Genomic DNA, 23,328 nt, shown 5'->3' with positions numbered 1-23,328 from the left:
AAACTACTTTAGTTTAAATATACGCTTTGAAGTTACTTTAAATACTTTCCCACGAGGTTTTAAATCAAGTGAATCATATAATATTTCTTCATTTTTTGTTGCTATAAAGTGAAATCCATTAACTTTATCGATTTTAACTTCACTTATTTCAAATTCATTTAAAGCACACAAATAATTTAAAGATTCATATCTCACACTACTTTTAATTCCATAGCAATTAAGTATCATACATAGATTTTTAATAAAACAATTACTCTTAATGTATCCAAGTGCTATAAATCTGTAATACACTACATTTATATCATAAGCATTAAATTCAAGTTTCTTAAATACACTTGTATAGTAATGCAGACACAAAAAGTAACAGCCCCATTTTTGTATTTCTGGACGTAAAGCTTTATTACTTTGTTTTATTTTATTAATAAGCATTGTTTAAACCTCCGATGTTAAATTGCTTCTTTTAACTTTTCAGTGCTCCCATGTGAATGGGAGCACTGGCGCTATTTGCAAATGCTATATTATTTAGGATAAATACTTTACCACTTATCGACAATAGTCCCTTAAATCTATCTGATATTGCTCTTTTCTTAGGGTCAAAATTGAACATAAATTCTCCTCTAAACCGATAATTTATCTGATTAATTAGTGGATATTTATTCGCAATATTGTAAGTTAGCATTTTGATGAAATCTTTAAGAGGCTTTTCTCTTTTTTTATTTTCGTTTTGAATTCTATTTAATTCTTCTTGTAGACTATCAATCTTCATTAAATCACACGCAAGATTTTTAGCAATTTGATCATCCTTAATTTCAAGGTCTACGCAATCAACATATCCTACAAATTCGCTTGCCCAATCAAACTCAACTCCAGATTATATTGATTACTCTTTTCTACTAAATCTTCAACAAGCTTTATAAACGTATCTTTGTTAAAATTATGTGTCATTAAATATTCGTCTCTATAGTTACTAAAAATATCGTTTCTCAAATTGAAAACTTCCATTTCGCATTTCTCAACAAATTCAAGCACTTTTGATATTAAAGCCTCATTTCTCTTTATTCTGCAGTTAACTGGTGCGGCGTCGATTAAAAAGAATAAATTACAATGCTCAAGAGCAGTACATGCTAGCTGCATTTGTGCTTGCACATAGTATTTGAAAAAATATTTACTACTTAAAAAGTACCATTTTTGTTGTACTCCGCAATAGCACTACTCATATAATTAGAATCACTACTCTTAATCTATAAAAGTTCTAAATCTCCAGCATTATTAATAAACCATCCATCAATTGTTGAGCAAACTAAAGTTTCTGCACTACCCATTTTTTTGAAATAATTATACTTATCAACACCATTAGCATATTTGTTTTTGTACAAAACAGAAATATTATCTCCTTGTGATTTAACAAATTCTCTAAATCCTAAATTTTCTAACTCTTTGCCCTTGAGCATATATAAATTCTCTTCAAAAGGCCTGCTAATACCAAAATATTTAAGCACTCTATTCATCATTAAGTCTTTTAGCCCTGCACCACCAATAAGAATACTACCTACTTCACTAGCACCGCATTTATCAAGCTTGCTTCTTTGTACGCTAAAATCAATATTGCGATTAAATCTAAAGCATTCTTGGCTGCTTATTCCTGGTATTTTTTTGCCTATCTTGCTTAACTTACTTTTTTCTTTAATGGAAGAAGATTTTTCCTCAAATATTTTACAACCAGTAAAACTTTGTTGATTAACACTTATCATTTTGAGATCTCCTTAAATATTATTTTGAATATTTTCTTATGGGTTATTATTTTTGTTTGAAACATTTGTCATGTTTTCCTCCTTCATTTTCAATGAATATAAATTTTTAACAAAAACTATTTTTGCCAACTTTTTTACAAAAATTTTTACAAAAAATTAGGGTTTAGCTAAATCCTCTATTAAAAGAACTTCGCTAAACCCTTATATTATTTTTTTGCAAATTAACATATAGGTAGTTCAAATACATGGAAATGTTTTAATAACTACGCTGTTTTTAGTATAGTCTAACTTCAAATTAAAATCAGTTTATATTTGTTAAAATAAAAGAACCTATTTAAATTCTTAAAAATAAAATATTTCTTTTTAAGAATTTAAACTAAGATTATATTATTCTATTTAAAAAATAAGCTATATACTCCCCCCAATATTTTAAAATATTTTAATCATTCTTAATTAAAAAAATACTTATTGAATATAGAGTAAATAATTGGAGCAAGCGTTATTCCTGCTATTAGCATTACTTGTATTGTCCTATTACTTGCATTAAGTTCATTTTTTAAACTATCTATATCCTTTTGAAAGTTCTTTTCCACATTAATTATTTATTGTTCTAAAGAATTCATTTTCTCTTTTAGAACTTCAAAGTTGTAATTGTCATTCTGAAGCAAAACAAAATCTATTACCTCTTCACTAAACCCCTTATTTAAAAATTCTAACCTTATATTTTCTATCTTAAGAGCATTGTAGGCCAAATTACTCATAAAATCTCCTTTATTATCCTTTTAATTCTTTATATTTTTTAAAAAGTTTATTAAGAAAATCTTTTTGATTTGCAAAAATCTCATCCATCATAAAACTTGTAAATTTAGCATGCTTTTTATAAAAATCATAGCTTTCTTGTTTTTTAAGCTGAAATCTTAGGGGTTTTATCCAATTTTGTTTAGATTTCTTTATTGTTACGCTTTCTTTATTTCTTAGCACAAAAATAGTTTGTCTAAATCCATTTTGCACTAAAAATTCTTCCTCTATTATCCCCTCTTCTATAGCATTAGCAATTCTTAGATAATCATAGGCTTGAGTTTTTGCCAATTTATAGTTTTTTGTAAAATCTTCAAAGCTTTTATATCCATCTAATTTGTAATATTCATTATCTTTAATCTCTTTTAAGATTTTCATTGTCTCTAATCTAGAACAAATTTCAGATTTAACGTTTATCGTTAATTGAGATTTTAAAGATTTATACCTAACCATAACATCATTATCAGTAGATAAATTTCTTTTATTTAATTGTATATTCATATATAAATCACCTCACATTTTTTCCGGCACCGGAATTATTTTACTACAAAAAATACCTTTTATATGCTCCATCCAAAAGATGGAGTAACTTGCATCTTATTTAAAAAACATTCAAGAATTTTTTTATACTCACACACATAGTCCTTATCTAAATCAAATTTATCATTTTCTGCTATTCTCCTATTTAAATCTTCTCTTTCAGATATAATCCCTAAATAATCCTCTCTTAATTGTAAAATATCCAGCAATTGTTTATGAGTATTATTTTTTTTAAATCGCGTTACTAATACAAAAATAGGTGCATTTGTTCCTATTTTTTTTAAATAAAACTCTAAAAGATCCAAACTCTCAACTGCCCATTTTTCAGCAGTTATGGGGACTAAAACATATTGACTACTTACCAGAGCATTTGTCAAAGCAAAGTCTAAACTTGGTGGAGTATCTATTATTATATAATCATAATTGTCTTGTATAGATTCTAACTTCTTTTTTAGCCTTAATTCTTTAAATGGAATTGCTTCTTGATTAAATTTATGTAAACTTAGATAACTGGGTATTAAATCTAAATTGTTATCAATATTGATAATTACATCTCTTATTTCTAAAGCACCTTCTTTTAAGATTTCATATATATTAAAATTTTCCAAATTAACATTTTTATTTTGTATATTATTAAAATAAAAACTAGTTATTGATGCTTGCGTATCTATATCTATCAAAAGAATCTTTTTTGATGTTGATAAAAGAGTGGCAAGAATTATTGAAGTTGTGCTTTTCCCTACACCACCTTTAAGGCTGGCAATTGTTATTATTTTAGGTTTTTTATTATCCATTTTATTAACGGTCCTTGTTCTGGGTATTTTTTCCCATAAAATTTATATACTTGTTGTTCTAAATCCGTAAACATACTAAATAATATTTTATTGTAGTGATTGTTTGTTCTTTTTTTATCTAATAAACGATATAGCCCCTTAAAGTAGCAAAAAACGCTTCCGTGCTTAAATCTAAACTCCATATAATATGCCCTTGCTAATGCATACGCTTTTCTAATGCCGTTTAATTGATACTTTATTAAGGGCTTTTTTATTGGTTTTCTGTATCCATAGAAAATGCCAATAAACTTATCCCCTTCTTTAATAGGATACAAATGAGTTTCTTCAACAATTCTTTCCCCATTAAATAATGCTCGCAATGATAATCTAAATTCATGTTTTTTCTCATAAACTCCAAATTTATAAATGTCCATCATTATTTTTGTATGGTACATTGCTTTGCCATTTTCTTTTTCAATCAAAATAAAGCGTTCTTTATTTTGGCATTCAACTTTACATTTTTCTTTTCTTGTAGTTTCAATAGGTTCGGGTGTACTTTCCATATTTAAATCCTCATACAACCTTTATGTTAAATTCTCCTACAGTTAAAGAATTTTTTTGATTTTTTATTAGCTCTGATAATTCAGAATAATATGTATCAAATACTTTATTGTATTCTATTTTCTTTTGTTTATTCAAATATTCTTTTATAATAGGCTTTACAATTTCAATATTTGTCTCTTTTTTTAGTTGCTCAACAAGTATATTAAAAATGTTTATTTTTAGATTTTGGTAATTTTGTTGAGAATTTTCTTTTTTTCTTTCAATCGATTTTTCTAATTTACGTTTTATATTGTTTAAATCACTATATTTATGACTTTCAATGATGAAATGTGGCTTAAATTTGTAAGTTTGATATACTTTTTGGAAATTTATTTCTAATTGTTCGTTGTTGTATCCGTTTTTTTCTAATTCTTTTTGAGCATTTTTTAGAATTTCTCTTAATTTTTTTTGCTTATTTTTAAAACAAGATCTATTTGAATTTGCATTAAAACTTTTTATTAGTTCAATTTCAACTCGTTTTATAATTTTAATTACGTCAATTTTTGTTTTTTGATTAATGTCTAGATTAAAAATAGAAAGAGAACTTTTGGACTTAATTTCACTTTTATTGTAATAGTTTTTTACTTGATATTCTTTTATTTGGATAATTCTTTTTTCTTCTTTTATATTATTATTTTTATTACTTAAACACTCAACTAATTCTACACTACTATGTTTATTAACATTGTCTTTAAAATAGTTATTTACTCTAGACCTAAATCTAGAGTCTTTTTTTTCTTTAAAGTAATTGTTGATTTTAAGGTAACACTCTTTTTTAGGATAATTAAGCTTATAGTAAATTTCAGTCCCACAATTTACCCCTAAATGTTGGTAGTAGTTAGTTGTGACTTTAAATACTTTTTCTAATTTGTAAAGATAATTTTGCATAGTTCTTAGAGTAGTGGGAGCTAGGCTATTTCTTTTTAGATTTTCATTAAAGTAATAGAGTATGTTTTTTTGAGTGTATTTCTTATCTTTTTTGTTTAGGTAATCTAGTGTTGAGGCAAGAACTATCAATTTGTATTGATGCTTATTGTAGCAATGTGAACTTTTTTTATTGGCTGATATTGACATAACAGTCAACCTCCTGACTTAGTAATAAATAATTATAAGTAACATTATGCATAATTTTGATTTAAAAGTAAATACTTTTCTAAAAAAATATTAAATTTTAATTATTAATTTTGTTAAATTATTATGCCTTATGTAATTTGGTAAAAAGATTCATTGATTTTAGTTCTAAGTTAGACTATACTACAAGTAGTGTAGTTGTTGAAATATTGACATTTGTGACTACCTAACTTAGTAATTTGCAAAAAATGATATAAGGGTTTAGCGAAGTTCTTTTAATAGAGGATTTAGCTAAGCCCTAATTTTTTGTAGAAATTTATGTTAAAAACTTGTCAAAAATAGTTTTTGCTACATAATTATTTATTACTAAGTTAGGAGAAAAAAAGATGGAAAATCTTTCAAACAAAAATAATCCACAAGATAATATTCAAGCAGAAATTGACTTTATAAGAGATGTGAAAACTCTAATTAGGAACTTGTCGCGTATTGACAAAAGTCTTAAAGGGGACGGATATAAGTATCAGGATTTCAATGGCATATTAGAAGGAATTAAAAACGTTATTGAAAAGCGCAATTTGGATCTTATGTTTAGGCGATTTCCAACTTTTACACATGATCCATATGGTAGAATTTATGTTATTAGAACTACATTCTACAGCACAATCAGTGGGCACAGAGAGTTATTTAATACCTCAATTCTTACAGAAAATTTGTAATGGAACAGTGAAAATGGCTCTAAAAATGTAAATACATTGCCATAATTTGTTGGTTTAGCTATTATTTATTTCAAAAGGTACGCTTTAGTTGCATGTCTTAACATAAAAAGTGAAATGGATACTGATGCAGCGCCTATTTACAATAATTATGAAAATGGAAATTCTATGACTAGCAAACAAGCTAGTGTTAATCAAAAGCAAGAACAAAAAAAAGATAAGTTTTATTATTATGGTGTTTTTAAAGAAGCGGTGTCTAATATGACAAATTAGGTAAATGACCTTACAATAAAAGATAATATAAACTCAATTATTCAAAAAATAAGTTTTATACAGGATATAGCCCCTAATAATGGTGATGATATTAAGAAAATTGAAGCAGATCTGATCGCGTATTTTGAGAAAAATAGCGACTTTAAGAGGATTAAACTATTGAGCGGAGATTATAAAAAGACTATTTCAAGAAAAACAATAAATTGCAGGATTTAAAGGATTTTGAAAAGTTTATGTCGTTTAAGAAGGCTATTTATGGTGCTAGCCCACTAATATTCTTTAGTGTCTTAAAAAGAGATAAACAATTTGATTATATATTTGTAGCATAGCAATATTAATACCCCCTATTTGGGGGCTGATATTAGCTATTAGGAATTTTTGCATGTAGTAGTTGCATTGGTTGCAAAATCATCTATATTTTCCTCTTTAAGATATTCTTTAACTACGGTTTTAAAAGTGGTTTTCTGTTCATCACCACTCTGTTTCCCAGTACATTTAGCAAGTTCACTTTTTATATGATCAAGTGCAGATTTTATTTTATCTTCATTGTTTTCTAAGAATTTATCAAATTCTCCACCACTAGTTAAAGCAGTTTTTAACCAGTCAAGGTGTATTTTTTGATCATCAGATAGCTTTTCTCTAAGCAGTTTTTCTTTAGATTTTGGTTTTTCTTGTGTTACTTCTTTTTGGGTTAAATCACGCTTTCCCCGGTTTTTTGTCTGCTTGGTAGTTGTATCATTAGAATTACAGCCGTTTAGCATTAGTAAAAATAAACAAATTAATATATTGATGATTTTCATTATTATTTCCTTCCTTTATCTCTAGTCCAATATGTTGAGTAAAAATAAAATTTATTCTTGTAATTATAGAGTCTATTTTTAAAAATATTAATTGAGAGATTAATATTTTTTGAATGTTGTGCTAGCTTTTATTTCATTATTATTAAATATAGGAGTAACTAATGAAAAATAAAAACATAGTTAAAATATTTTTTGTATCAATGTTATTTATAATGGCTTGTAAAGCATACGTAGAAGAAAAGAAACAAATAGGTTCATTAAGTACAGACGTTTCAACTCTTAATAATAAGATTGATCATGAGAAATTTAATCATTATAAACAAGAAATAAATAAATTAAAAGAAAGTTTAAAGGATGTAAGTAATGCAGAGCTTAAAGAAAAACTATTGGCTTTAGAAAGTCTCTTCCAAGATAAATTGGCAGCTAAATTATCAGCTTTAAAAGCAGCTAAACAAAAAATTGAGGGGATTACAGATACTGACAATAATACTGCAAAAAGCAAGATATGGGCAGAATCAAAGCTGGTTGGAGTAACTATAAAGTTTAGCGGAAGCAATACTGCTGGTAATGGAAAAAAAATGTCTGAAGAAGCTGTAAAACAGATAGATAAAATAATAAAGTTTCTTAAAGAGGGTACTAATTGATTAGTAAATATTCATATTAAAAATGTTTAAATCTAGGTATTAAATTTACTTTAATTTAATATCTAGATTTTTCTGCTATTCTAAAAGCCAATTTAATTATAAAGTAAAATTTTTTGCAAGACAAACCTTTTTGTAATTTACATTTTTAATTGAGAATACTTATTATAAACTTTTTTTGCTATTGGTTTTGCTTCCTTGATGTACTTTAAAAATATGTTGATATTATATTTTATTGAAGTCATAGAGTGTTCGTCTTTTAGTGTTGATAAGTCGGGATAAGGATATTCTGGATAATTTGGATCATTAACTTTTACTTTTGTTTTGGCTAAAAATGTTACAAGATACATAACATATCTTCCTTATTGAATTTCAGATCATTAGATATTTTTAGATTTTTTTCATCAGAATTAACTAAATCAATACAGTGATTGATTTTCTCATTTATTGGAGCGAGTGTATTAGTTATTGTTGGGGTTAATGCACTCTCAAGTCTTTCTATATTTGTTTTATAGATTAATTTTGTAGTGAGCATATAGTTCATAAACCAAAAAGAATCCTTTATGTGCAATTTCATCAAATTCATCTTCAAATTTAGAAAATATGTCAATAAGGTTTGATATAGACTTAAGTCCAGCTTCAAGATTATCTTTAGATAATTTAGGAATTGGTACAGATATAGTTCTATGATCAAAATAATAATATTTAAATAGGTCCTTTGATTTTTCGTTAATTGTTTCTGATTTTTGTTCTATATTTTCTTGGTTCTTTTCCGATCTATCTTTACTTTCTTCTAATTCGTGCCTAAATTGTTCTTTATCTTTTTCATCTATTTTATTCGTTAATTCTTGATTTTTTTTTCAATCTCTTCTAATCTCGAATCTTCAACAATGTTCTGAACTATTTCTTTTGTATCTAAAAATTCTTCAACTTGGTTTTTTAACTCTGCATTACTTTCATAATTTTTACAAGAACTTGTTAGTGCAAGAATAGCACAAACAGCAAACATTTTTCTAGTCATAATTATTGCCTTTCAAAATTAAATCAATCAAATTTCTTGTTAAGACCATCAAATTTACAATTTACTAAATTTATTACTTGACAAGTAATGAAAAATTTTCAAGAAAAAACAAATCATTGATATCCATATTCTTCTACATTTATTTCAAGCCGGAGTGGGCTTTTTCTTGCCCTATCTAGCAAATCTTCAATAATTTCACCAACAGCGTGTTTCAATATATTTGTCAATACTACCAAAGTTTTAGTAACTCCAATTTCAACAGCAGTTTTAACCGTGTCACTCTCTCCACTGCTAGCAACAGCAAACTGTCCATCTTTGGCCATTCCTCTCAAAATAATTGCTGTAGCAATAATTATTGGATTAGAAACATTAAAATGGCCAACCCCCATGTCCATAAACATCATCATTGCCACCAATAGCTGCCTCAATAGGGATGGAAGCAATATTAGGAGTTCTACCCTGCTCTCGTTCTGCGTCTAAACCATTCCTTTCAATAGCAAGCAATATCTCCTCCCCACTAACCGAATTAACTAAATCCTTTGCTTTACTCGCTGCACTGGCAGGATCATTCTCATCCTTACAATCATTGCGCTTTTCTTTTTTAATAAAAAAAAATTACCAATACAATCAACACTACCAACCTGTCTATGTTTTGCATTAAACTCCCTCTTATAATTGAAGAATATTTTATCATTAATACCAAAACTTCTTGCAACATGTAAAATCGTTGATATCCCCTTGACAAATCCCTTTACACTTGACGAATCAGCTATCTTAAGATTTCCTCCTGTCACAACTTTCCCAACTAAATCGCTCCCAATATCTGCCGCTTTAGCAGTCTCATCCGCACCATTAATAAAATCCATCAAATACCTATCAATAAATATTTTTTGCAGCATTAATGACAAGATAACCTGCCCCGTAATATTCAGAAAAATTAAAAGATATTTTTTTAAAACCTTCTTGAATTTTTCTAAACTCTTTAATTATCGTTTCAAAATAATTTCTAACTTCAGATTTTTTCAAGTCGACTGCGATTGCCTTCACACCCAAAGAATCACCAAAAGGGGAATAAATAAAGGCATCAGAAAAATCCTTGCCCAATGCTTCAATTGAATTTAACAATTGGGTTTTTATGACTTCATCGGGCACTGTGTTTTTACAAGCAATCAGAACAAACAACAGCAGAATAAATGCTAAACTTGTTACTTTTTTTATTATTAATCCTCATTTCTAATGATACAGAAAAATAATCATCAACCATAACGTAATACAAGACAAATCCATAATCAATCTATTGGGATATTTTCTTTTACTTATAAACTTATCTTTAGGTAATCTATATATCAACTTATACTGCTTTTTCCTTATTATTTGATAATGTAATTCATTTTTATCTAATTTAGGAGGAACAAATTGAAATTATTAAAAATATTTTTGTGAGTTTTTTTACTAATATACTAAAAATAAAAATTACCTTACAATTAAGAGCCTAAAATCATCTTTAAAGCTACTGTTCCACTACTTTCTTCACTTTAAAATATTGTTCATCAATAGTGGGCCTAGGCATAAAAACCTCCCCCCTCCCATCGTTATAATATTCATGTCTTCCTTCACCAGAATACTTAATACCTGGAGAATATAAATCCCTTACACATGAATAAAGCCAATAAACTCCGTGTTTAAATTTATTATTTTGCTCATTTTTTAACCTACTAAACAACTTAATCAGTTCTTTAGATCGCTCAGAGCCTAAATCTAAAAAGAATTTATTCAAATACACCTCATTATAGTCAGGCACTGGAGGTACATCGTGATAATTAGGATCTTTTAAACTAATTATAGTATTTTTTATATCGACTAACAAACGATGTTCAGCCGCATATAATCTTAAATTAGAAAATACACCTTCAGTAATAATCTCATCAGGCTCTTTATCATAACTTTCCATTTCCAAATTTTCAATCTCAAAAAAAGTTTGAACAGCTTGTTCCTGCTTATCAGGCAAATAACAACCCAATAAAGCTAATGTTATTATGCAAACGCCAACCAAAATCCCCATATATGCTTCTCCTCCATCTTACTGCTAAGGTAATCTATAAATATATAAGTTAACCCAAATACTATTTTACTAAACTCAAAAAGCTCTACTAAAATAGATTTTTCTAAAAAAACAAGCATATACCAATTTTATCTTTTCTCAAGAATTGTTAAATAACAAATCATTATATTGATTTATGAAAAATAAATATTTAAATAATCTCCTTATAAAATATATTTATAAATAAATATATACATAAAAATTAAATTATATGATTCTCACAAACTTAATGTTTATATTAAAAAATTATATAGATGTAATGGCGCTTGCTTTCAAGCATACTTATTGATTAGATTCTCAATTAATTGAAAAAGCTTTAAAGTAAACTTGCTTTAAAATACTATTCTTGGTATACCGCCATTTATTAATGCCTTATTTATATTCAACAAGCTTTCAAGTTTCATTAATTAACTAAAGAGATTTGCTCTTTTCTGTTTTAATTTCTTGGTTAAAAAAATCCCAAAGAGCATCTATGTATAACTGGTAGATAGTACTATTTCATAAAATAGTTTAAATAACCTCCTATATTTGTCCAGCTCATTTAAGAATCTTTTTTGTGCTTAAAATTATTAACTTGCCTTTCAATCTCGGGTTTGGCTTTTTAAAGGTCTTCTTTTGATTTTAATTAATCTTCATTTAGCTAAATCAGAACAATTACTAAAATCATTTTAGACTCAAACTTATATAAATCTAAGTAACTTTAAAACCTAATTTATCTTTAAACCCTTCAATATATTAAATATTAAAATTTGAGCTTCAAAACAAAAAATTATTAAGTGCTTACTTACAACTTAAAAAATTAATTTCTATAAAAATAGAATCTTTTTTTGATTACAACAAGCTAATATTAATTTATTATTAATTGCACGAATATTTTACTTATCAAAACTTATTATTAAGAGATAACAAAAAATATGATATTAATATTAATTTTTGGTTTGACAATTCAAATTTTTGCCACAAAAGATAAGCAAGATAGAATTGAAAAAGTATTGTAAGTTCTCTTCAATACGATAAATATATTAGAAAAAGAATAAATCCACTCGTACCGTTACTTTTAAATTCATTTTTGTTTTTAGGAATAGAATCCTTTATACAAGAAGATTATATTGGTAGTGACACAGTGCTTAGATCTTCAGTTATTGGAAAGGAATCCTTTGGCTAACTGGAAATATTATTGGTAATACTGCACAAAACGCAACAACAATAACCGGGATTCACACTAATAGGGATAGGAGCGGAGTGGACACGATTGCAGCATCCCACATAACCTCGCTTATTATTCCATTCAAAGGCACAAATAAGTATAATGAAAATCTTAAAAAAAGACTTGGCATTGATCTTGCAGGTTTTAAACCCAATTTTGATATTGGAATAAGCGGATTTAAACTGTCGTTTAAAAAAAGTTATTAAATAAATATAAAACAATAAATTCTACGAGCTAATAATAAATAGGCTTCGCCGAAAACTTTAAATTTTAAAAATGATCAACAAAACTTATTACCGGGTTTTTAAATTGACAATTAAGGTCGTATTAGTACGAAAACACAATCACTGATAATTGTATAAAAATTGTTTAAATTTTGAGAGTAATTACTTATATGCTTTGCTTTGTTTTTTTAAAATTTAAATCAGAATATTCTTTAAACACCTTTTTTTAAACAATCTTTATCGTTCAAAAAAATCTTGTCTAATAAATTCCCTATAAATTTTTTATTATCTCCTTTAATATCCTATTTAATTAGCTCAAAATTCAAAATTCTAGTCTTAATACTTTTTTAAAAGTATGGCACCAAAAAACCAAAATAAAAAATAATATAAAGAAAAACATATTTAAAATACTTATATTTTTTTCATAATTTTTTTATTTTAAGTAATTTTTAAAGCCCTTCCCATTTCCTTGATGTCAAAAATTCATAAAATATTTTCTCATTATATCAAAAAAAGTATTTACGGCTCACAAAACAAATATTTTATAACGCTTAAGATGCTTATTAATAACTTATTTATATAATTATCAATAAAAATATATTGATGCTATCTTTTTTAAAAAAAGATTATAGAAACAGCAGTTCGCTTTATTTATTTTACAATTTATTCAATACATAAAAGAATAGACTAACCAAAATGCCTATTGCATCTTGAGAAGCTAATGCAATTCCTATCATCCAATTATTAAGTTTTAATTTGCTATCGAATTCGATTTTTAAACTTTTAATTTCTCCTTTTACAATACTAATTTCATCTCTTACAAAACCTTGAAGCTCTAGTTTAACAATCTCTGAATCTTTTATTGTTATTTCATTATGATAAAATCTAGTAGCTAAATCACTTGCTAATATTTTATTCATGCCTAATCTAACAAGCTCATTATATAGATCATTTTCATTCATTTTGTCTCTAATATATACTTATTATACCCCTATCTATAGAAATTTAGAAATAGCAGTTCACTCGGACCTAGCAGGCACAAAAAAAGCCCTTATGGGCAAATATTTTACTACTGAAAACGGAGAGAGAAAAGTTCTCTAACCTAATTTAATAATAATATATTATACAATTATTATCAAGAGTTCACTTTTTTCTTTTATCTTTTCTATGATTTTCATAATCAATCATAAGATCTGACAAAATATTTTTTTTATCTTTAATCAGCCTCTCTAGAATAAAATAGATCCTTTTAGTATCTTTTTTGCAAAAATCATAAACTTCTTTGTCTTTCATTAAAATTCTAATGGGTATATTTGGGTTATCATCCTCTTTTTCTACATTTTCTTCAATCATATCTCCTTTATATACATATGAAGAGTTGTTTTTTAGTATATCTTTATATGTAGCTACAAAACCCATTTCTTTAACTTTTTCAATAGAAATAGCCCCTTCTAAAACTTTCTCATAAATTTTCAAATACATATATGCTTGGCTTCTGGCAATTACATAAGACTTTATAAACTGTTTAAAGCTTTTAAAACCATCATATTTATAAAGTTCTTTTTGCTTAATTTCATATAGAATTTTCATTCTTTGAATTTTATTATTAATATCGGATTTTAAATTTAATTTCAACTGTTCTTTCAATTCATTGTAATTTCTCAATTCTTCATCTTGATTGTTATCTAAATTTAATTCTTCGCCAGTAGAGATTTCTACCCTTTTATATAAAGTTACTTGCTTTTTATTTTCTTTTTTCCCCATTTATATCTCCTATTTTCAGGTAATTTTTGGCAAAATTACCTGTCCGATATCGAACAACTCTAGATAAGTAATATTATGGCTAACAAAAATGTTAACTATAAAGAAAAAATATTTTTTAAAGTATCTTTTATTTCTTTATGATACATTTCTTTTGCAGAGGGTTCTAATCGTCCATTTATAAGAACTTTTATGCTATTTGAAAAATGGACCTTGCCTTTAATATATTCTCTATATTCTTTATAAAGCAAATCCTCCACTTCTTTTATAGTATTTCTATTTTTTATAAACTGATTCTCCACAATAGAAATATTGTATATTTTCTTTCTAAACTTTGTAATATCATTAACTGCATTAATCAAAATGGTAAAACTTTCTATTGACCATATTTCCACCTGAACCGGAATTACAATATAATTCGTAACATTTAAGGCATTCTTTAAGAGAAAATCTAAACTAGGAGGAGTATCTAGTAAAACATAATCAAAATTATAATTTTGAATATTTTCATTTAAATGATGTTCTAAAATAATTTCTTTATAATCAATGGCTTCCGAATTAAATTTTCCTAAAATGGGATGAGAGGGAATTATAGAGATATAATCATTAATCTTGTAAATGCATTCATTAAAATGGAAATCTCCTTTTAACATACTGTAAACATTGTATTTTTCGATATTTGAAATATATCCATTAAAATAAGAAGTTAAAGAATTTTGTGGATCTAAATCAATTAATAGTACTTTTTTGCCTAATTCTTTTAATACATAAGAAAAAAGTATAGAAAGTGCACTTTTTCCAACTCCTCCCTTAATTGAAGCCATTGTTATAATATCTGATTTTTTAATATCCATTTTTTTAAAATTCCTCCATCTGGTAATTTTTTATTGTAAAACTTATATACTTTGCTTTCCATTTTTTCTAAATGATTTAGTGTAAACTGATAGTACTCGGTGGTTTCTTTTTCTTTTTTTCTCAACAAAGTTCTTAGAGGCAATATGTAAGACTTGATAGATCCTTTTTTAAACCTAAATTCTATGTGATATAGTTTTTTTATTGCATAAATTTTATTATCTTCTTTTTTAAGAAATAAAGGTTTTTCAAGACGATCCCATCCATATTTTATTCCTAAAAATTTATCATTTTTGTCTAATGCAAAAAGATTAAAAAAATAATAACCTTTATTATTAAATTTTTGAAAAACAAGCCTAAATCTTTGTTCTTTGTTGGTAACTCTGAAATTAATTAGATGTTTAAATATTTTTGTGTAGTATGTTTTTTTGCCGTCTATTTCTTCTATTTTACTAAAAGCATCTTTCTTAATTAAAATGTCACTAATCTTTATTGAAGCTTTTTTTTGTTTTAGTTTTTCAAGTAATCTACTCAAATTTTAATCCTTTTGTCAAAATGTTAGCTAAAATATTATTGGCTACTATGGCAGCATGTCCTGAAAAGCTAGTTGTTTTATTTTTCTTCCATTTAGTAGTGTATACATCTTTAAATTCTCCTGCAAGGATGTAGAAATCAGTTTTATAGGGTGCGGTTTTTCTCATAAAATGGATTTTATCTTTATAAAGATTTAGTTTAGATAAGAAAAATTCTTTAATATCTTCAATCATATAATCATATTTTAGATAATTTTTAAAATCTTTATAGTTTAATAAAGCATTTTTTAGTGTTGCAATTGGTTTTTTAGTGTTAGAAGCTATTGATTTAATTCTTTTAAAGAAAGGGTTTTCTATAGAATTCTTATTATATATATTTATATATCGTTTATTATATACAGTGATATTTTCAGTGATATTTTGAGGTTCAAAATATCCTTTTTCTTTTTTAAAAACATCTTTTTCTTCCTTTACTTTCTTAATTAAGTCTGCTTTAGTGCTACTAAAATATGCATCAATCAATTTATGTGCAATAGGGACACTTTATATATACAAAGCTTTCCTTTAAATTCTCCAAAGTTATTTGAAAATGTTAGTATTCTTTTTTCTAATGCTTTTAGTTTAACTAAAAACCTTAAATCTGGTCTTAGAGTATTAATTGTGGTTTCTTTTTTATTTTCTTTACATATATTTGAGTTTAGTACACGAAGTATATCTCCTTGATGATGAACCCCAAGTTCTTTTACTTTTTCGGAAGTAAAGTGTTCTTTATTGATTGAGGTACTGTATTTTCTTTCAAACTCTTTATTTAAGTAAATAATAACTGAAATAATTTTTTTCAGCCTACAAATTTTACTAAGTAGTTTGTTTTTATAGGCTTGGTGTTTGTGGTTAGATATAACTGATTTCATTTTTAATCTCCATTTCCAGTGTATTATTATTAATAATTTTATTATAACCAAAATATTTGATTAATTTCAACCCATGAACTATTTATTTTTAAATCAAAAATTATAGAAATAGCTTTTTGCTTTATCCTATAATAGCTTTTTAGATTCTACAAGAACGGGTAGCCCCCATAGCATGATCCACGAGCTTTACTTCAGGCTGTTCTTGCCTTAGTTTTTATTTTTTTATAATAATAAACCTTAAGATTTAGGGATGTATTTTTGATACCATAGTTGCTATATAGTTTACTTGATGAGGAATATCTATCTACTTTATATAAAGAGGATCCATGTCACTCTGATTTATATGATAATTGTATTACAATCGCATATCGTTCGTTCTAAATCATTAATACTTTCTTTAAACATCCTTTTTGCATGCCCTGAGTTGACAAGTTTTTTATTGCTATATTTTTATATTTAGCTACAAAGTAATAAGATAATTTATGTAAAAAATCTTTTCTTTGATTTGAAATTTTCTTATATGGCTTAGTAACTTTTAATCCAGATTAATTATATTAAAGAGCCTTTTTGTTTTTTTGATAGTTTCCTTTAGTTTATTTTTATTTTTTAGCAAATGTTTAGGATTATTGGTTTTCTCCCTTCCCCCGCTACTTGCTAAAAATTGTAAATAAAGAACTTTGATTTATTTTTTAATTTTAGAAGGGGATAATTATGAACAAAAAAATGTTTATTATTTATGTTGTTTTTGTACTGATAAATTATTGCAAGGATTTTTTACATCTTTATTACTTGGATAATTCCGAACAAGATGTTTCTAAAGAATTAATTAACAAAAGACTAGATAATTATGATTTTGAAAATGAAAATGAAAATGATATAAACTTTTTTTTGCCCATGCTTCACAAATTAGAGGGTGTTTAAGAAAAATTAGGATTAAAGAAAAAAGTATTTTAGATGCCCTTGATGTCATGGGTTGCCTCATAAAAAATAAATTAATAACTCTAATATTTATTAAGCTTAAGATAATAATTTGTCTTATAGCTGGTTATTCAGATCAAATTTTTGATTATTTAATACAATTAGACTTGTATAAAATTGATTTTGCTGAGAAATATGGAGAAAAAGCTAGCAATAGGTTTGAACAATTTTATTTTAGAAATAAAGTATTTATAGTTAAACAAATATTAAAACAAATTTTGGCCAACTTGTCTAAGATTAGTTTTTTAACTTTTAAAAAAAACCAATCTTAGGATATGCTGTGAGTATTAAGAAAAGCTAAAAAAGATTTATAAATAACATAAATGGTTTCTATAAGCATAAATAATGAAAAATAATAACATTATAAAAACAAATGATCCAAACATATCTCTTTATAAAGAACTATCAAAAGATTTTATAAAAAAAGAGAATATTAATAAACTAAAAGACCTTTTTATTCTTATAAAAAACAAACTTTCTTCAATAGACGACAATTCAACAGAAGCAAATATAGAGTCTTTATTAAGATCTATATTTGAAAAACTAAATTATTCAGTAGAACAACAAAAAGTCGGGCAAATAGAAGGAGTGGATTCCAGAGTAGATATACTACTTTTTGAAAATGATAAAGACAGAGTAGATTTTAATAATAAATTAGAAGAAGCTAAAAAAAATAATGAGCCTATTTTAGCCGAAGATATCTTACTTATAGTAGAAGTTAAGCGTCCATCATTTAGTTTTGACACTAAAAATAAAGTAAAAGAAGCAGAAGATCAGCTATATAGATATATAAATCAATATCAAAAACATTATGGGATACTTTCAAGTGGAAAGATATGGAGATTATATGACAAATCAAAAGTCCTTTATGGAGAAAAAAGATATATTGAATTTAATTTTTCTAAAATTAAAGAAAAAGAAGAATACAAAGAACAAGAATGGTTTATTTTATTCATCTACCTTATAAGAAAAGCAAGATATCTAAAGACAAGCAATATAATAGAGATTGAAAAAGAACAAATATCTAAAGAAAAAGAGATAATCCAAAAAACTCTAAGAGAGATGCTTTATGAGAGGCCCGATGACTCTATAGTATTTAAAATTGCAAAAAATATATATGACAAAGAATTAAAAGTATCAGGCAAAGAAATTACTCAGCATATTTTAGCTAGCATTCTTGAAGAATCAATTATTTTTATTTTAAGAATATTTTTTATTGCATATATTGAAGATAATGACATATTTAAGAAAATATTAAAAGAAAATAAGCTATACAGATCTTCTATATCTTTTAGGTATTTTTTTTATGATAAAAATACAAAAAAGAAATTAGGATATAAAAAAATAATAACAATTTTCAATTTACTTGATAAAGGAAGTGATGCAATAAAGTTTCCTGTATTTAATGGAGGGTTATTTTCAGAAGATAAGGTTAAATATTTAAATAATGAAAGTTTGCTCAGCATTAGTGAACTTGAAGAAATACTAGTTAAAATACTTTTCTTTGAAGAAAAAAATATCAAAGATAAAAAATTTGTAGAGTATTCAAGGTTAGATCCCAAAAGTTTTGGAGAATTATACGAAACCCTGCTTGAATATGACCTAAGAATTGCAGATACTACTGTTCATCGTATTATTGAAGACGGAGTTTATCTCATTCGTACCGAAGAAGAGCTTGCAAACAAGCAGGTAAACAAAGTTGCTACATACTATCAAGGCAATATTTATCTTACATCTAGATCGCTTGATAGAAAGAAAAGTGGGGCATATTACACCCCAGATGACCTAACTGATTTTATGGTTACATCTTCAATTGAAGAACAGCTTAAAACCAAGTCTCCTTTAGATATAAAAATCATTGACAACTCTTGTGGTTCGGGGCATTTTTTAATTTCTTGTCTAGATTACTTAACAGAAAAAGTATGGTACGAGCTAGATAAATTTGAAGATGTAAAAAAAGAACTCGATAAAGAATATAGAGCTATTCTAAAAGAAAGTGAAGAATATGATGTTCAAGATAGTATAAGTAAAGAATTAGTACTTAAAAGGATGTTACTAAAGAAGTGTATTTATGGTGTTGATATTAATCCTATTTCAGTTGAAATTACTATGTTAAGTTTGTGGATTAATACCTTTATTTTTGGAACACCACTAAGCTTTATTGAACATCATATAAAAGTAGGAAATGCCTTATTAGGATATGCCAAAGACGAATTTTTTAATATTGTAAAAAAGAAATTTGAGAGCGGATTTTCTTTGTTTAAAAAAAGAATTAAAGAAATTACAACTATTTTAGAAGATATCTATCAAAAAATTAAAGGTATTAATGATACTACTAAAGAAGATATAGAAAAATCTAAAAAGATATACAAAGAATATGAAGAAAGTAAAGATATAGATAATTTAAGAATAATATTTTCTTTAATTAAACTTTATTCATTGTCTTTTGATAAATCTTTAAATATGAAATTTAGCGATATTGTGTCTGTAATTAGGTTAATTGAAAATATTTTGAGCAATAAAATTTCTAGTGAAGATAAAGAAAAAATAGAAAAAATTAAAAAATTGAGTAGCTACTATAAATTTTTTCACTATGGAATTGAGTTTCCAGATATTCAGGAAGGATTTGATATTGTAATTGGAAATCCACCATGGGAGAAAACCAAGTTTAATGAAGCAGAGTTTTTCTCAAAGCATATTCCTAACTACAGAAAGCTAAGCATAAAAGAACAAAATAAAATAAAGCAAGAAATACTTAATAAAGATAATCATCCTTTGAGCATTGAATATAATGAAGAAAAAAACAGCATAAGTACTATTAACAATATTTATAAAAGTGATTTTAAAGACTTTACCAGTGGTGGTGATCCAAATCTTTTTAGATACTTTGTTACATTTAATTTAAACCTAATAAAAGAAAAAGGCAATTTAACTTATTTGGTTCCTTCAGCTATTTGGAATGAATCTAGTTCTAGAATACTAAGAAAACATATATTTGCTCACTATAAACTTAACTATATTTATCAATTTGAAAATAAAAAAAGATTTAAAGATGTGGATTCTCGTTTTAAATTTGTAATATTTCAACTTAGCAATATTAAAGAATCTACATCAAGCTTTAAGGTAAAATTCATGATTCAGAGTAGTGATAATATTTTAAAAGAAATAACTAGGGATTTAAAAGATAGTAAAGACGATGCTTATAAGGGAGTTGAATTAAATATAAATCAAATTAAAAAACTATCTCCTATACAAGAATCAATAATTGAATTTAAAGATAATGAAGAATTTAGCTTAATTAACAAAATGTTTAGCAAATTTAGTACTCTTGGTGAAGAATATGTTGATTTTAAAAAAGGCTTAGATCCAAGCATTAAGAATCGTAAATCTTTATTAAAAGAATATAATAATAGAAATCTTATATTTCTTTATTCTGGAGCTAATATCCATCAATTTAATTCAAGATTTTTTGAAGATAAAGATGCAAAAGAAAGCTCTAAATTGTTATGGATAGATAAAGAGGATTTGGAAAAGGTATTAACTAAAGATAACCAATATCAAACTGAAAGAGTATTTTATAGAGCAATTGCAAGCAACACAAATGAAAGAACCATGATTAGTACTTTATCTCCTGGAAATTGTTATTGTGTGAATTCAATGTATATAAATTATGAGAAAACACCAATATCACTTTATAAAAAATTATTTATTATATCTATTTTCAACTCATTTGTATTTGACTTTTTGTTAAGGAGATTTGTTGATTCAAATGTGCTAAAATCATGCCTTTATCAATGCCCAATGCCTCAACCCGAAGAAAAAGAAATTTTAAGTAATCCTTTATATTTAAATCTTGCAAAAAATACTTCTTTACTAATAGCCAAAAATGATCCCGAGAACTTTAAATATTTACTTTACTTAGAATATTTTGAGTTTGATAAAGAAAAAGTTAATAAAATACTAAATCTAAATGCGGAAGATGAATTTTTTAAAGAAAAAGAAAGTGAAAATAATTTTATTGTAGCTCGTCTTTATTCACTGACCAAAGAAGATTTTAGGATTTTACTTAATGACTTTGAGGTATTAAAAAATAAAAAAGGAGAAGTCTATATTTCGTCTTTAATAAAAGGATATGAGAATTATTTAAGAATAAATAAGCTTAACAATTCAAGTTTAGTTAATTACTATAAAGAGATTTTATTTACTTAATAAAATATATGTTTTTACTAAAAATATTACTATAAAATTATGAAAAAGTTATTTTTAGCGAAGTTGTTCTTAAAGGAAGCAGTAGATAAACTAAAAAACTTTTAAAAATAGAAGAAAATAATGTTTATATATTTTAAAATGCAGAAATGTATCATTTTAGTTGTTTTTTAAAGCCAAAGAAGATTATTAGAAATAAAGAGTTTGTAATCCATATAGAAAGTCATATAGAAGTATGTATTAGTGACATTTCGTAATTTTTTTTGCGATGCGTATATGGGGCCAAAGAAGATTATTTAGTAAAAATTATTGGTAATTTATAAAAAGAGTTTTTATAGTTTTTTATATTAATTAACTAGAAATATATTTTTTTTAAAAAGCATCTTTTTTATAACATGTTTTAATAATATCTTCTTGATTTTTTTATATTAATAAATCAATTAAGTATTATTTAGGACAATATATACTAAATACTCCACATTTTATAACTTTAGAAGTTATCTCTTCTTTTTTAGAATTTTCAAGTTGTCCTTTAATTTCTTTTAAATAACTTTTTAATCTTTCTAAATTATTCCCAATATCACTAACTTCTACAGTATTTTATTTTCGTTATCATCTTTTATTTTGCTTCTTGAAGTGCTTCTAGTATTTTCTAAGAAATAAATCTATTTATTAAAAATTTCACTAGGGTATTTATTATTCATCAAATCAATAGGAAGCTTTAATTTTTCTTTTGATAAATCTGGATACTTGGCAAATATTAGCTTAACAACATCATTAAATAGCTTTAGATCTAATACAATTTCATGGGTTTTATCCTCACTAGTTTGCCTATCTTTTATAGTAAGATAGGCAAGTATATAATTACATTTACTCTTTTTTATAAAAAGAGTAAAAAAATCTGTTAAAGCATCATTAAAAACCCCAAAATTATATGAATTAATATATCCAGCCTCTCTTGAAACTTCTTTCAAAGTAATTTTAGCAAAACCATCAGTTCTATATTTCTCAAAATCAAAATTCACTCCTTCAAAAATTAACTTTAGATTTTTAACTTCATATCTTTTTTCAAACTCTTTGGTTGACTCAAATGCTATTATTTTAGCTATTGGAACCTTTATACCCATTATTTTATAGTTATCATCATTGATATGATAAGTGTAGCCACTAAACAATGACCAAGAAAAAGTTTTAAGTCGAATGGGCGAAAAAATATACGAATATTTAAGCCCTTTAAGATCTTCAATTAAATTATTATATCTGTCTTTTATAGCCCTTAAATTATTAGGTTTTATCCATGTAACACTTTTTGCGAATAGTCCACCCTGAACTTCTCCTTCTTTTATTTCGCTTGACCCAAATTCTTCATTAATACAGGAAATATTTTTAATATCTTCTTCATTATCTTCTTTAATATCTTTTTCATTATTCTCTTCACTTAGCTCAAAGTCCAAACCTTCAGTTTTGATGTTTTTTAAAGAATTTGATCCTACAACACAAGAATAAAAAAATGATATAATGAAAAATATATTCAAAATACTTATACTCTTTTTCATAAAATTCTTCTTGTT

23 protein-coding genes and 7 pseudogenes are annotated in these 23,328 nt (G+C 25.6%); 6 read left to right on the top strand and 24 right to left on the bottom strand.

Features of this window, described 5'->3' with window-relative positions; translation table 11 throughout:
- Positions 1–3: 3 nt before the first annotated feature.
- The 7 genes and pseudogenes from HNP67_RS04895 to HNP67_RS04925 form a co-directional block, all read right to left on the bottom strand.
- Entirely contained in the window at positions 4–429 is a 426-nt protein-coding gene (locus HNP67_RS04895; RefSeq protein WP_184125399.1) for a DUF261 domain-containing protein, read from the bottom strand.
- Positions 430–460: 31 nt separating this feature from the next.
- Positions 461–1,751, bottom strand: a pseudogene (locus tag HNP67_RS04900) (DUF244 domain-containing protein).
- Between the two features lie 449 nt (positions 1,752–2,200).
- Positions 2,201–2,512, bottom strand: a pseudogene (gene bdr / locus HNP67_RS04905) (Bdr family repetitive protein).
- 13 nt (positions 2,513–2,525) lie between these two features.
- Positions 2,526–3,050, bottom strand: a complete 525-nt coding sequence (locus HNP67_RS04910; protein WP_184125401.1) for a chromosome replication/partitioning protein — start codon at positions 3,048–3,050, stop codon at positions 2,526–2,528.
- Between the two features lie 59 nt (positions 3,051–3,109).
- Positions 3,110–3,883, bottom strand: a complete 774-nt coding sequence (locus HNP67_RS04915; protein WP_184125403.1) for a ParA family protein — start codon at positions 3,881–3,883, stop codon at positions 3,110–3,112.
- Entirely contained in the window at positions 3,859–4,425 is a 567-nt protein-coding gene (locus HNP67_RS04920; RefSeq protein WP_184125405.1) for a DUF226 domain-containing protein, read from the bottom strand. The genes HNP67_RS04915 and HNP67_RS04920 overlap by 25 nt, the downstream gene beginning before the upstream one ends.
- A gap of 10 nt (positions 4,426–4,435) precedes the next feature.
- The gene (locus HNP67_RS04925) at positions 4,436–5,539 is read right to left on the bottom strand and encodes a plasmid maintenance protein (protein ID WP_184125408.1); all 1,104 of its coding nucleotides are present in this window, start codon (positions 5,537–5,539) and stop codon (positions 4,436–4,438) included.
- Positions 5,540–5,922: 383 nt separating this feature from the next.
- On the opposite strand from HNP67_RS04925, the pseudogene HNP67_RS04930 reads away from it, so the two are divergent.
- Positions 5,923–6,851, top strand: a pseudogene (locus tag HNP67_RS04930) (ERF family protein).
- Between the two features lie 39 nt (positions 6,852–6,890).
- Here HNP67_RS04930 and HNP67_RS04935 read toward each other — a convergent pair.
- Positions 6,891–7,322, bottom strand: a complete 432-nt coding sequence (locus tag HNP67_RS04935) for an Mlp family lipoprotein (RefSeq protein ID WP_184125410.1) — start codon at positions 7,320–7,322, stop codon at positions 6,891–6,893.
- 161 nt (positions 7,323–7,483) lie between these two features.
- On the opposite strand from HNP67_RS04935, the gene revA reads away from it, so the two are divergent.
- A complete protein-coding gene (revA, locus tag HNP67_RS04940) occupies positions 7,484–7,966 on the top strand; it encodes a fibronectin-binding protein RevA (RefSeq protein WP_184125412.1) in 483 nt (160 codons plus the stop codon).
- A 137-nt stretch (positions 7,967–8,103) separates the two neighbouring features.
- Here the strand turns inward: revA and HNP67_RS04945 are convergent.
- The 9 genes and pseudogenes from HNP67_RS04945 to HNP67_RS04980 form a co-directional block, all read right to left on the bottom strand.
- Positions 8,104–8,319 (bottom strand): annotated as a pseudogene (locus tag HNP67_RS04945) (BBA14 family lipoprotein); the annotation flags it as partial.
- Complete coding sequence (locus HNP67_RS07160; RefSeq protein WP_236845738.1) at positions 8,301–8,549, bottom strand: BlyB family putative holin accessory protein; 249 nt, start codon at positions 8,547–8,549, stop codon at positions 8,301–8,303. The pseudogene HNP67_RS04945 and the gene HNP67_RS07160, both read right to left, overlap by 19 nt.
- Entirely contained in the window at positions 8,473–8,631 is a 159-nt protein-coding gene (locus tag HNP67_RS07250) for a BlyB family putative holin accessory protein (RefSeq protein WP_336509681.1), read from the bottom strand. Before HNP67_RS07250 ends, HNP67_RS07160 begins: the two co-directional genes overlap by 77 nt.
- A gap of 173 nt (positions 8,632–8,804) precedes the next feature.
- A complete protein-coding gene (locus HNP67_RS04955; RefSeq protein WP_184125416.1) occupies positions 8,805–8,984 on the bottom strand; it encodes a hypothetical protein in 180 nt (59 codons plus the stop codon).
- 113 nt (positions 8,985–9,097) lie between these two features.
- Positions 9,098–9,391, bottom strand: a complete 294-nt coding sequence (locus tag HNP67_RS04960; RefSeq protein ID WP_272872307.1) for a variable large family protein — start codon at positions 9,389–9,391, stop codon at positions 9,098–9,100.
- On the bottom strand, positions 9,354–9,590 hold the full coding sequence (locus tag HNP67_RS07165; protein ID WP_184125442.1) for a variable large family protein: 237 nt from the start codon (positions 9,588–9,590) through the stop codon (positions 9,354–9,356). The genes HNP67_RS04960 and HNP67_RS07165 overlap by 38 nt, the downstream gene beginning before the upstream one ends.
- A complete protein-coding gene (locus tag HNP67_RS04970; RefSeq protein WP_184125420.1) occupies positions 9,515–9,883 on the bottom strand; it encodes a hypothetical protein in 369 nt (122 codons plus the stop codon). The genes HNP67_RS07165 and HNP67_RS04970 overlap by 76 nt, the downstream gene beginning before the upstream one ends.
- Positions 9,861–10,136 (bottom strand): hypothetical protein, encoded by a 276-nt coding sequence (locus tag HNP67_RS04975; protein ID WP_184125422.1) that lies wholly within the window; start codon positions 10,134–10,136, stop codon positions 9,861–9,863. Before HNP67_RS04975 ends, HNP67_RS04970 begins: the two co-directional genes overlap by 23 nt.
- Positions 10,137–10,494: 358 nt before the next feature.
- Entirely contained in the window at positions 10,495–11,046 is a 552-nt protein-coding gene (locus tag HNP67_RS04980; protein WP_184125424.1) for a P52 family lipoprotein, read from the bottom strand.
- A gap of 941 nt (positions 11,047–11,987) precedes the next feature.
- On the opposite strand from HNP67_RS04980, the pseudogene HNP67_RS07170 reads away from it, so the two are divergent.
- A pseudogene (locus HNP67_RS07170) lies at positions 11,988–12,498 on the top strand (P13 family porin).
- A 674-nt stretch (positions 12,499–13,172) separates the two neighbouring features.
- On the opposite strand, the gene bdr (HNP67_RS04990) reads toward HNP67_RS07170, so the two are convergent.
- The 6 genes and pseudogenes from bdr (HNP67_RS04990) to HNP67_RS06895 form a co-directional block, all read right to left on the bottom strand.
- Positions 13,173–13,478 (bottom strand): Bdr family repetitive protein, encoded by a 306-nt coding sequence (bdr, locus tag HNP67_RS04990; RefSeq protein ID WP_184125426.1) that lies wholly within the window; start codon positions 13,476–13,478, stop codon positions 13,173–13,175.
- 181 nt (positions 13,479–13,659) lie between these two features.
- Complete coding sequence (locus tag HNP67_RS04995) at positions 13,660–14,280, bottom strand: chromosome replication/partitioning protein (RefSeq protein ID WP_184125428.1); 621 nt, start codon at positions 14,278–14,280, stop codon at positions 13,660–13,662.
- A gap of 95 nt (positions 14,281–14,375) precedes the next feature.
- Positions 14,376–15,131 (bottom strand): ParA family protein, encoded by a 756-nt coding sequence (locus tag HNP67_RS05000; protein WP_184125430.1) that lies wholly within the window; start codon positions 15,129–15,131, stop codon positions 14,376–14,378.
- On the bottom strand, positions 15,104–15,664 hold the full coding sequence (locus tag HNP67_RS05005) for a DUF226 domain-containing protein (protein WP_184125432.1): 561 nt from the start codon (positions 15,662–15,664) through the stop codon (positions 15,104–15,106). The genes HNP67_RS05000 and HNP67_RS05005 overlap by 28 nt, the downstream gene beginning before the upstream one ends.
- Positions 15,657–16,573: pseudogene (locus HNP67_RS05010) on the bottom strand (plasmid maintenance protein). The gene HNP67_RS05005 and the pseudogene HNP67_RS05010 overlap by 8 nt, the downstream one beginning before the upstream one ends.
- Positions 16,574–16,764: 191 nt before the next feature.
- Positions 16,765–17,234, bottom strand: a pseudogene (locus tag HNP67_RS06895) (transposase); the annotation flags it as partial.
- A 50-nt stretch (positions 17,235–17,284) separates the two neighbouring features.
- Between HNP67_RS06895 and HNP67_RS06900 the strand changes: the two are divergent.
- From HNP67_RS06900 to HNP67_RS05025, 3 genes are all read left to right on the top strand, one after another.
- Positions 17,285–17,494 (top strand): hypothetical protein, encoded by a 210-nt coding sequence (locus tag HNP67_RS06900; RefSeq protein WP_184125434.1) that lies wholly within the window; start codon positions 17,285–17,287, stop codon positions 17,492–17,494.
- Positions 17,479–17,823, top strand: a complete 345-nt coding sequence (eppA, locus tag HNP67_RS06905; RefSeq protein WP_184125443.1) for an exported protein A EppA — start codon at positions 17,479–17,481, stop codon at positions 17,821–17,823. The genes HNP67_RS06900 and eppA overlap by 16 nt, the downstream gene beginning before the upstream one ends.
- Before the next feature lie 73 nt (positions 17,824–17,896).
- Entirely contained in the window at positions 17,897–21,760 is a 3,864-nt protein-coding gene (locus HNP67_RS05025) for a class I SAM-dependent DNA methyltransferase (RefSeq protein WP_184125436.1), read from the top strand.
- A gap of 662 nt (positions 21,761–22,422) precedes the next feature.
- Here HNP67_RS05025 and HNP67_RS05030 read toward each other — a convergent pair.
- On the bottom strand, positions 22,423–23,313 hold the full coding sequence (locus HNP67_RS05030; protein WP_184125438.1) for a S2/P23 family protein: 891 nt from the start codon (positions 23,311–23,313) through the stop codon (positions 22,423–22,425).
- Positions 23,314–23,328: the final 15 nt, after the last annotated feature.

This window comes from Borreliella californiensis, from assembly GCF_014205885.1.
Classification (GTDB): Bacteria; Spirochaetota; Spirochaetia; order Borreliales; family Borreliaceae; genus Borreliella; species Borreliella californiensis.
This window is presented reverse-complemented; position numbering and strand designations above follow the sequence as displayed.

Coding starts and splice junctions, on each gene's coding strand:
- HNP67_RS04925 (WP_184125408.1), bottom strand. CDS start 5,539: ATGTCAATATCAGCCAATAAAAAAAGTTCACATTGCTACAATAAGCAT.
- HNP67_RS04980 (WP_184125424.1), bottom strand. CDS start 11,046: ATGGGGATTTTGGTTGGCGTTTGCATAATAACATTAGCTTTATTGGGT.
- HNP67_RS04915 (WP_184125403.1), bottom strand. CDS start 3,883: ATGGATAATAAAAAACCTAAAATAATAACAATTGCCAGCCTTAAAGGT.
- HNP67_RS04920 (WP_184125405.1), bottom strand. CDS start 4,425: ATGGAAAGTACACCCGAACCTATTGAAACTACAAGAAAAGAAAAATGT.
- HNP67_RS05030 (WP_184125438.1), bottom strand. CDS start 23,313: ATGAAAAAGAGTATAAGTATTTTGAATATATTTTTCATTATATCATTT.
- HNP67_RS05000 (WP_184125430.1), bottom strand. CDS start 15,131: ATGGATATTAAAAAATCAGATATTATAACAATGGCTTCAATTAAGGGA.
- HNP67_RS07160 (WP_236845738.1), bottom strand. CDS start 8,549: ATGAATTTGATGAAATTGCACATAAAGGATTCTTTTTGGTTTATGAAC.
- HNP67_RS04955 (WP_184125416.1), bottom strand. CDS start 8,984: ATGACTAGAAAAATGTTTGCTGTTTGTGCTATTCTTGCACTAACAAGT.
- HNP67_RS05025 (WP_184125436.1), top strand. CDS start 17,897: ATGAAAAATAATAACATTATAAAAACAAATGATCCAAACATATCTCTT.
- revA (WP_184125412.1), top strand. CDS start 7,484: ATGAAAAATAAAAACATAGTTAAAATATTTTTTGTATCAATGTTATTT.
- HNP67_RS04995 (WP_184125428.1), bottom strand. CDS start 14,280: ATGGGGAAAAAAGAAAATAAAAAGCAAGTAACTTTATATAAAAGGGTA.
- HNP67_RS06900 (WP_184125434.1), top strand. CDS start 17,285: ATGAACAAAAAAATGTTTATTATTTATGTTGTTTTTGTACTGATAAAT.
- HNP67_RS04895 (WP_184125399.1), bottom strand. CDS start 429: ATGCTTATTAATAAAATAAAACAAAGTAATAAAGCTTTACGTCCAGAA.
- HNP67_RS04970 (WP_184125420.1), bottom strand. CDS start 9,883: ATGCTGCAAAAAATATTTATTGATAGGTATTTGATGGATTTTATTAAT.
- HNP67_RS04960 (WP_272872307.1), bottom strand. CDS start 9,391: ATGATGATGTTTATGGACATGGGGGTTGGCCATTTTAATGTTTCTAAT.
- bdr (WP_184125426.1), bottom strand. CDS start 13,478: ATGAATGAAAATGATCTATATAATGAGCTTGTTAGATTAGGCATGAAT.
- HNP67_RS04935 (WP_184125410.1), bottom strand. CDS start 7,322: ATGAAAATCATCAATATATTAATTTGTTTATTTTTACTAATGCTAAAC.
- HNP67_RS04910 (WP_184125401.1), bottom strand. CDS start 3,050: ATGAATATACAATTAAATAAAAGAAATTTATCTACTGATAATGATGTT.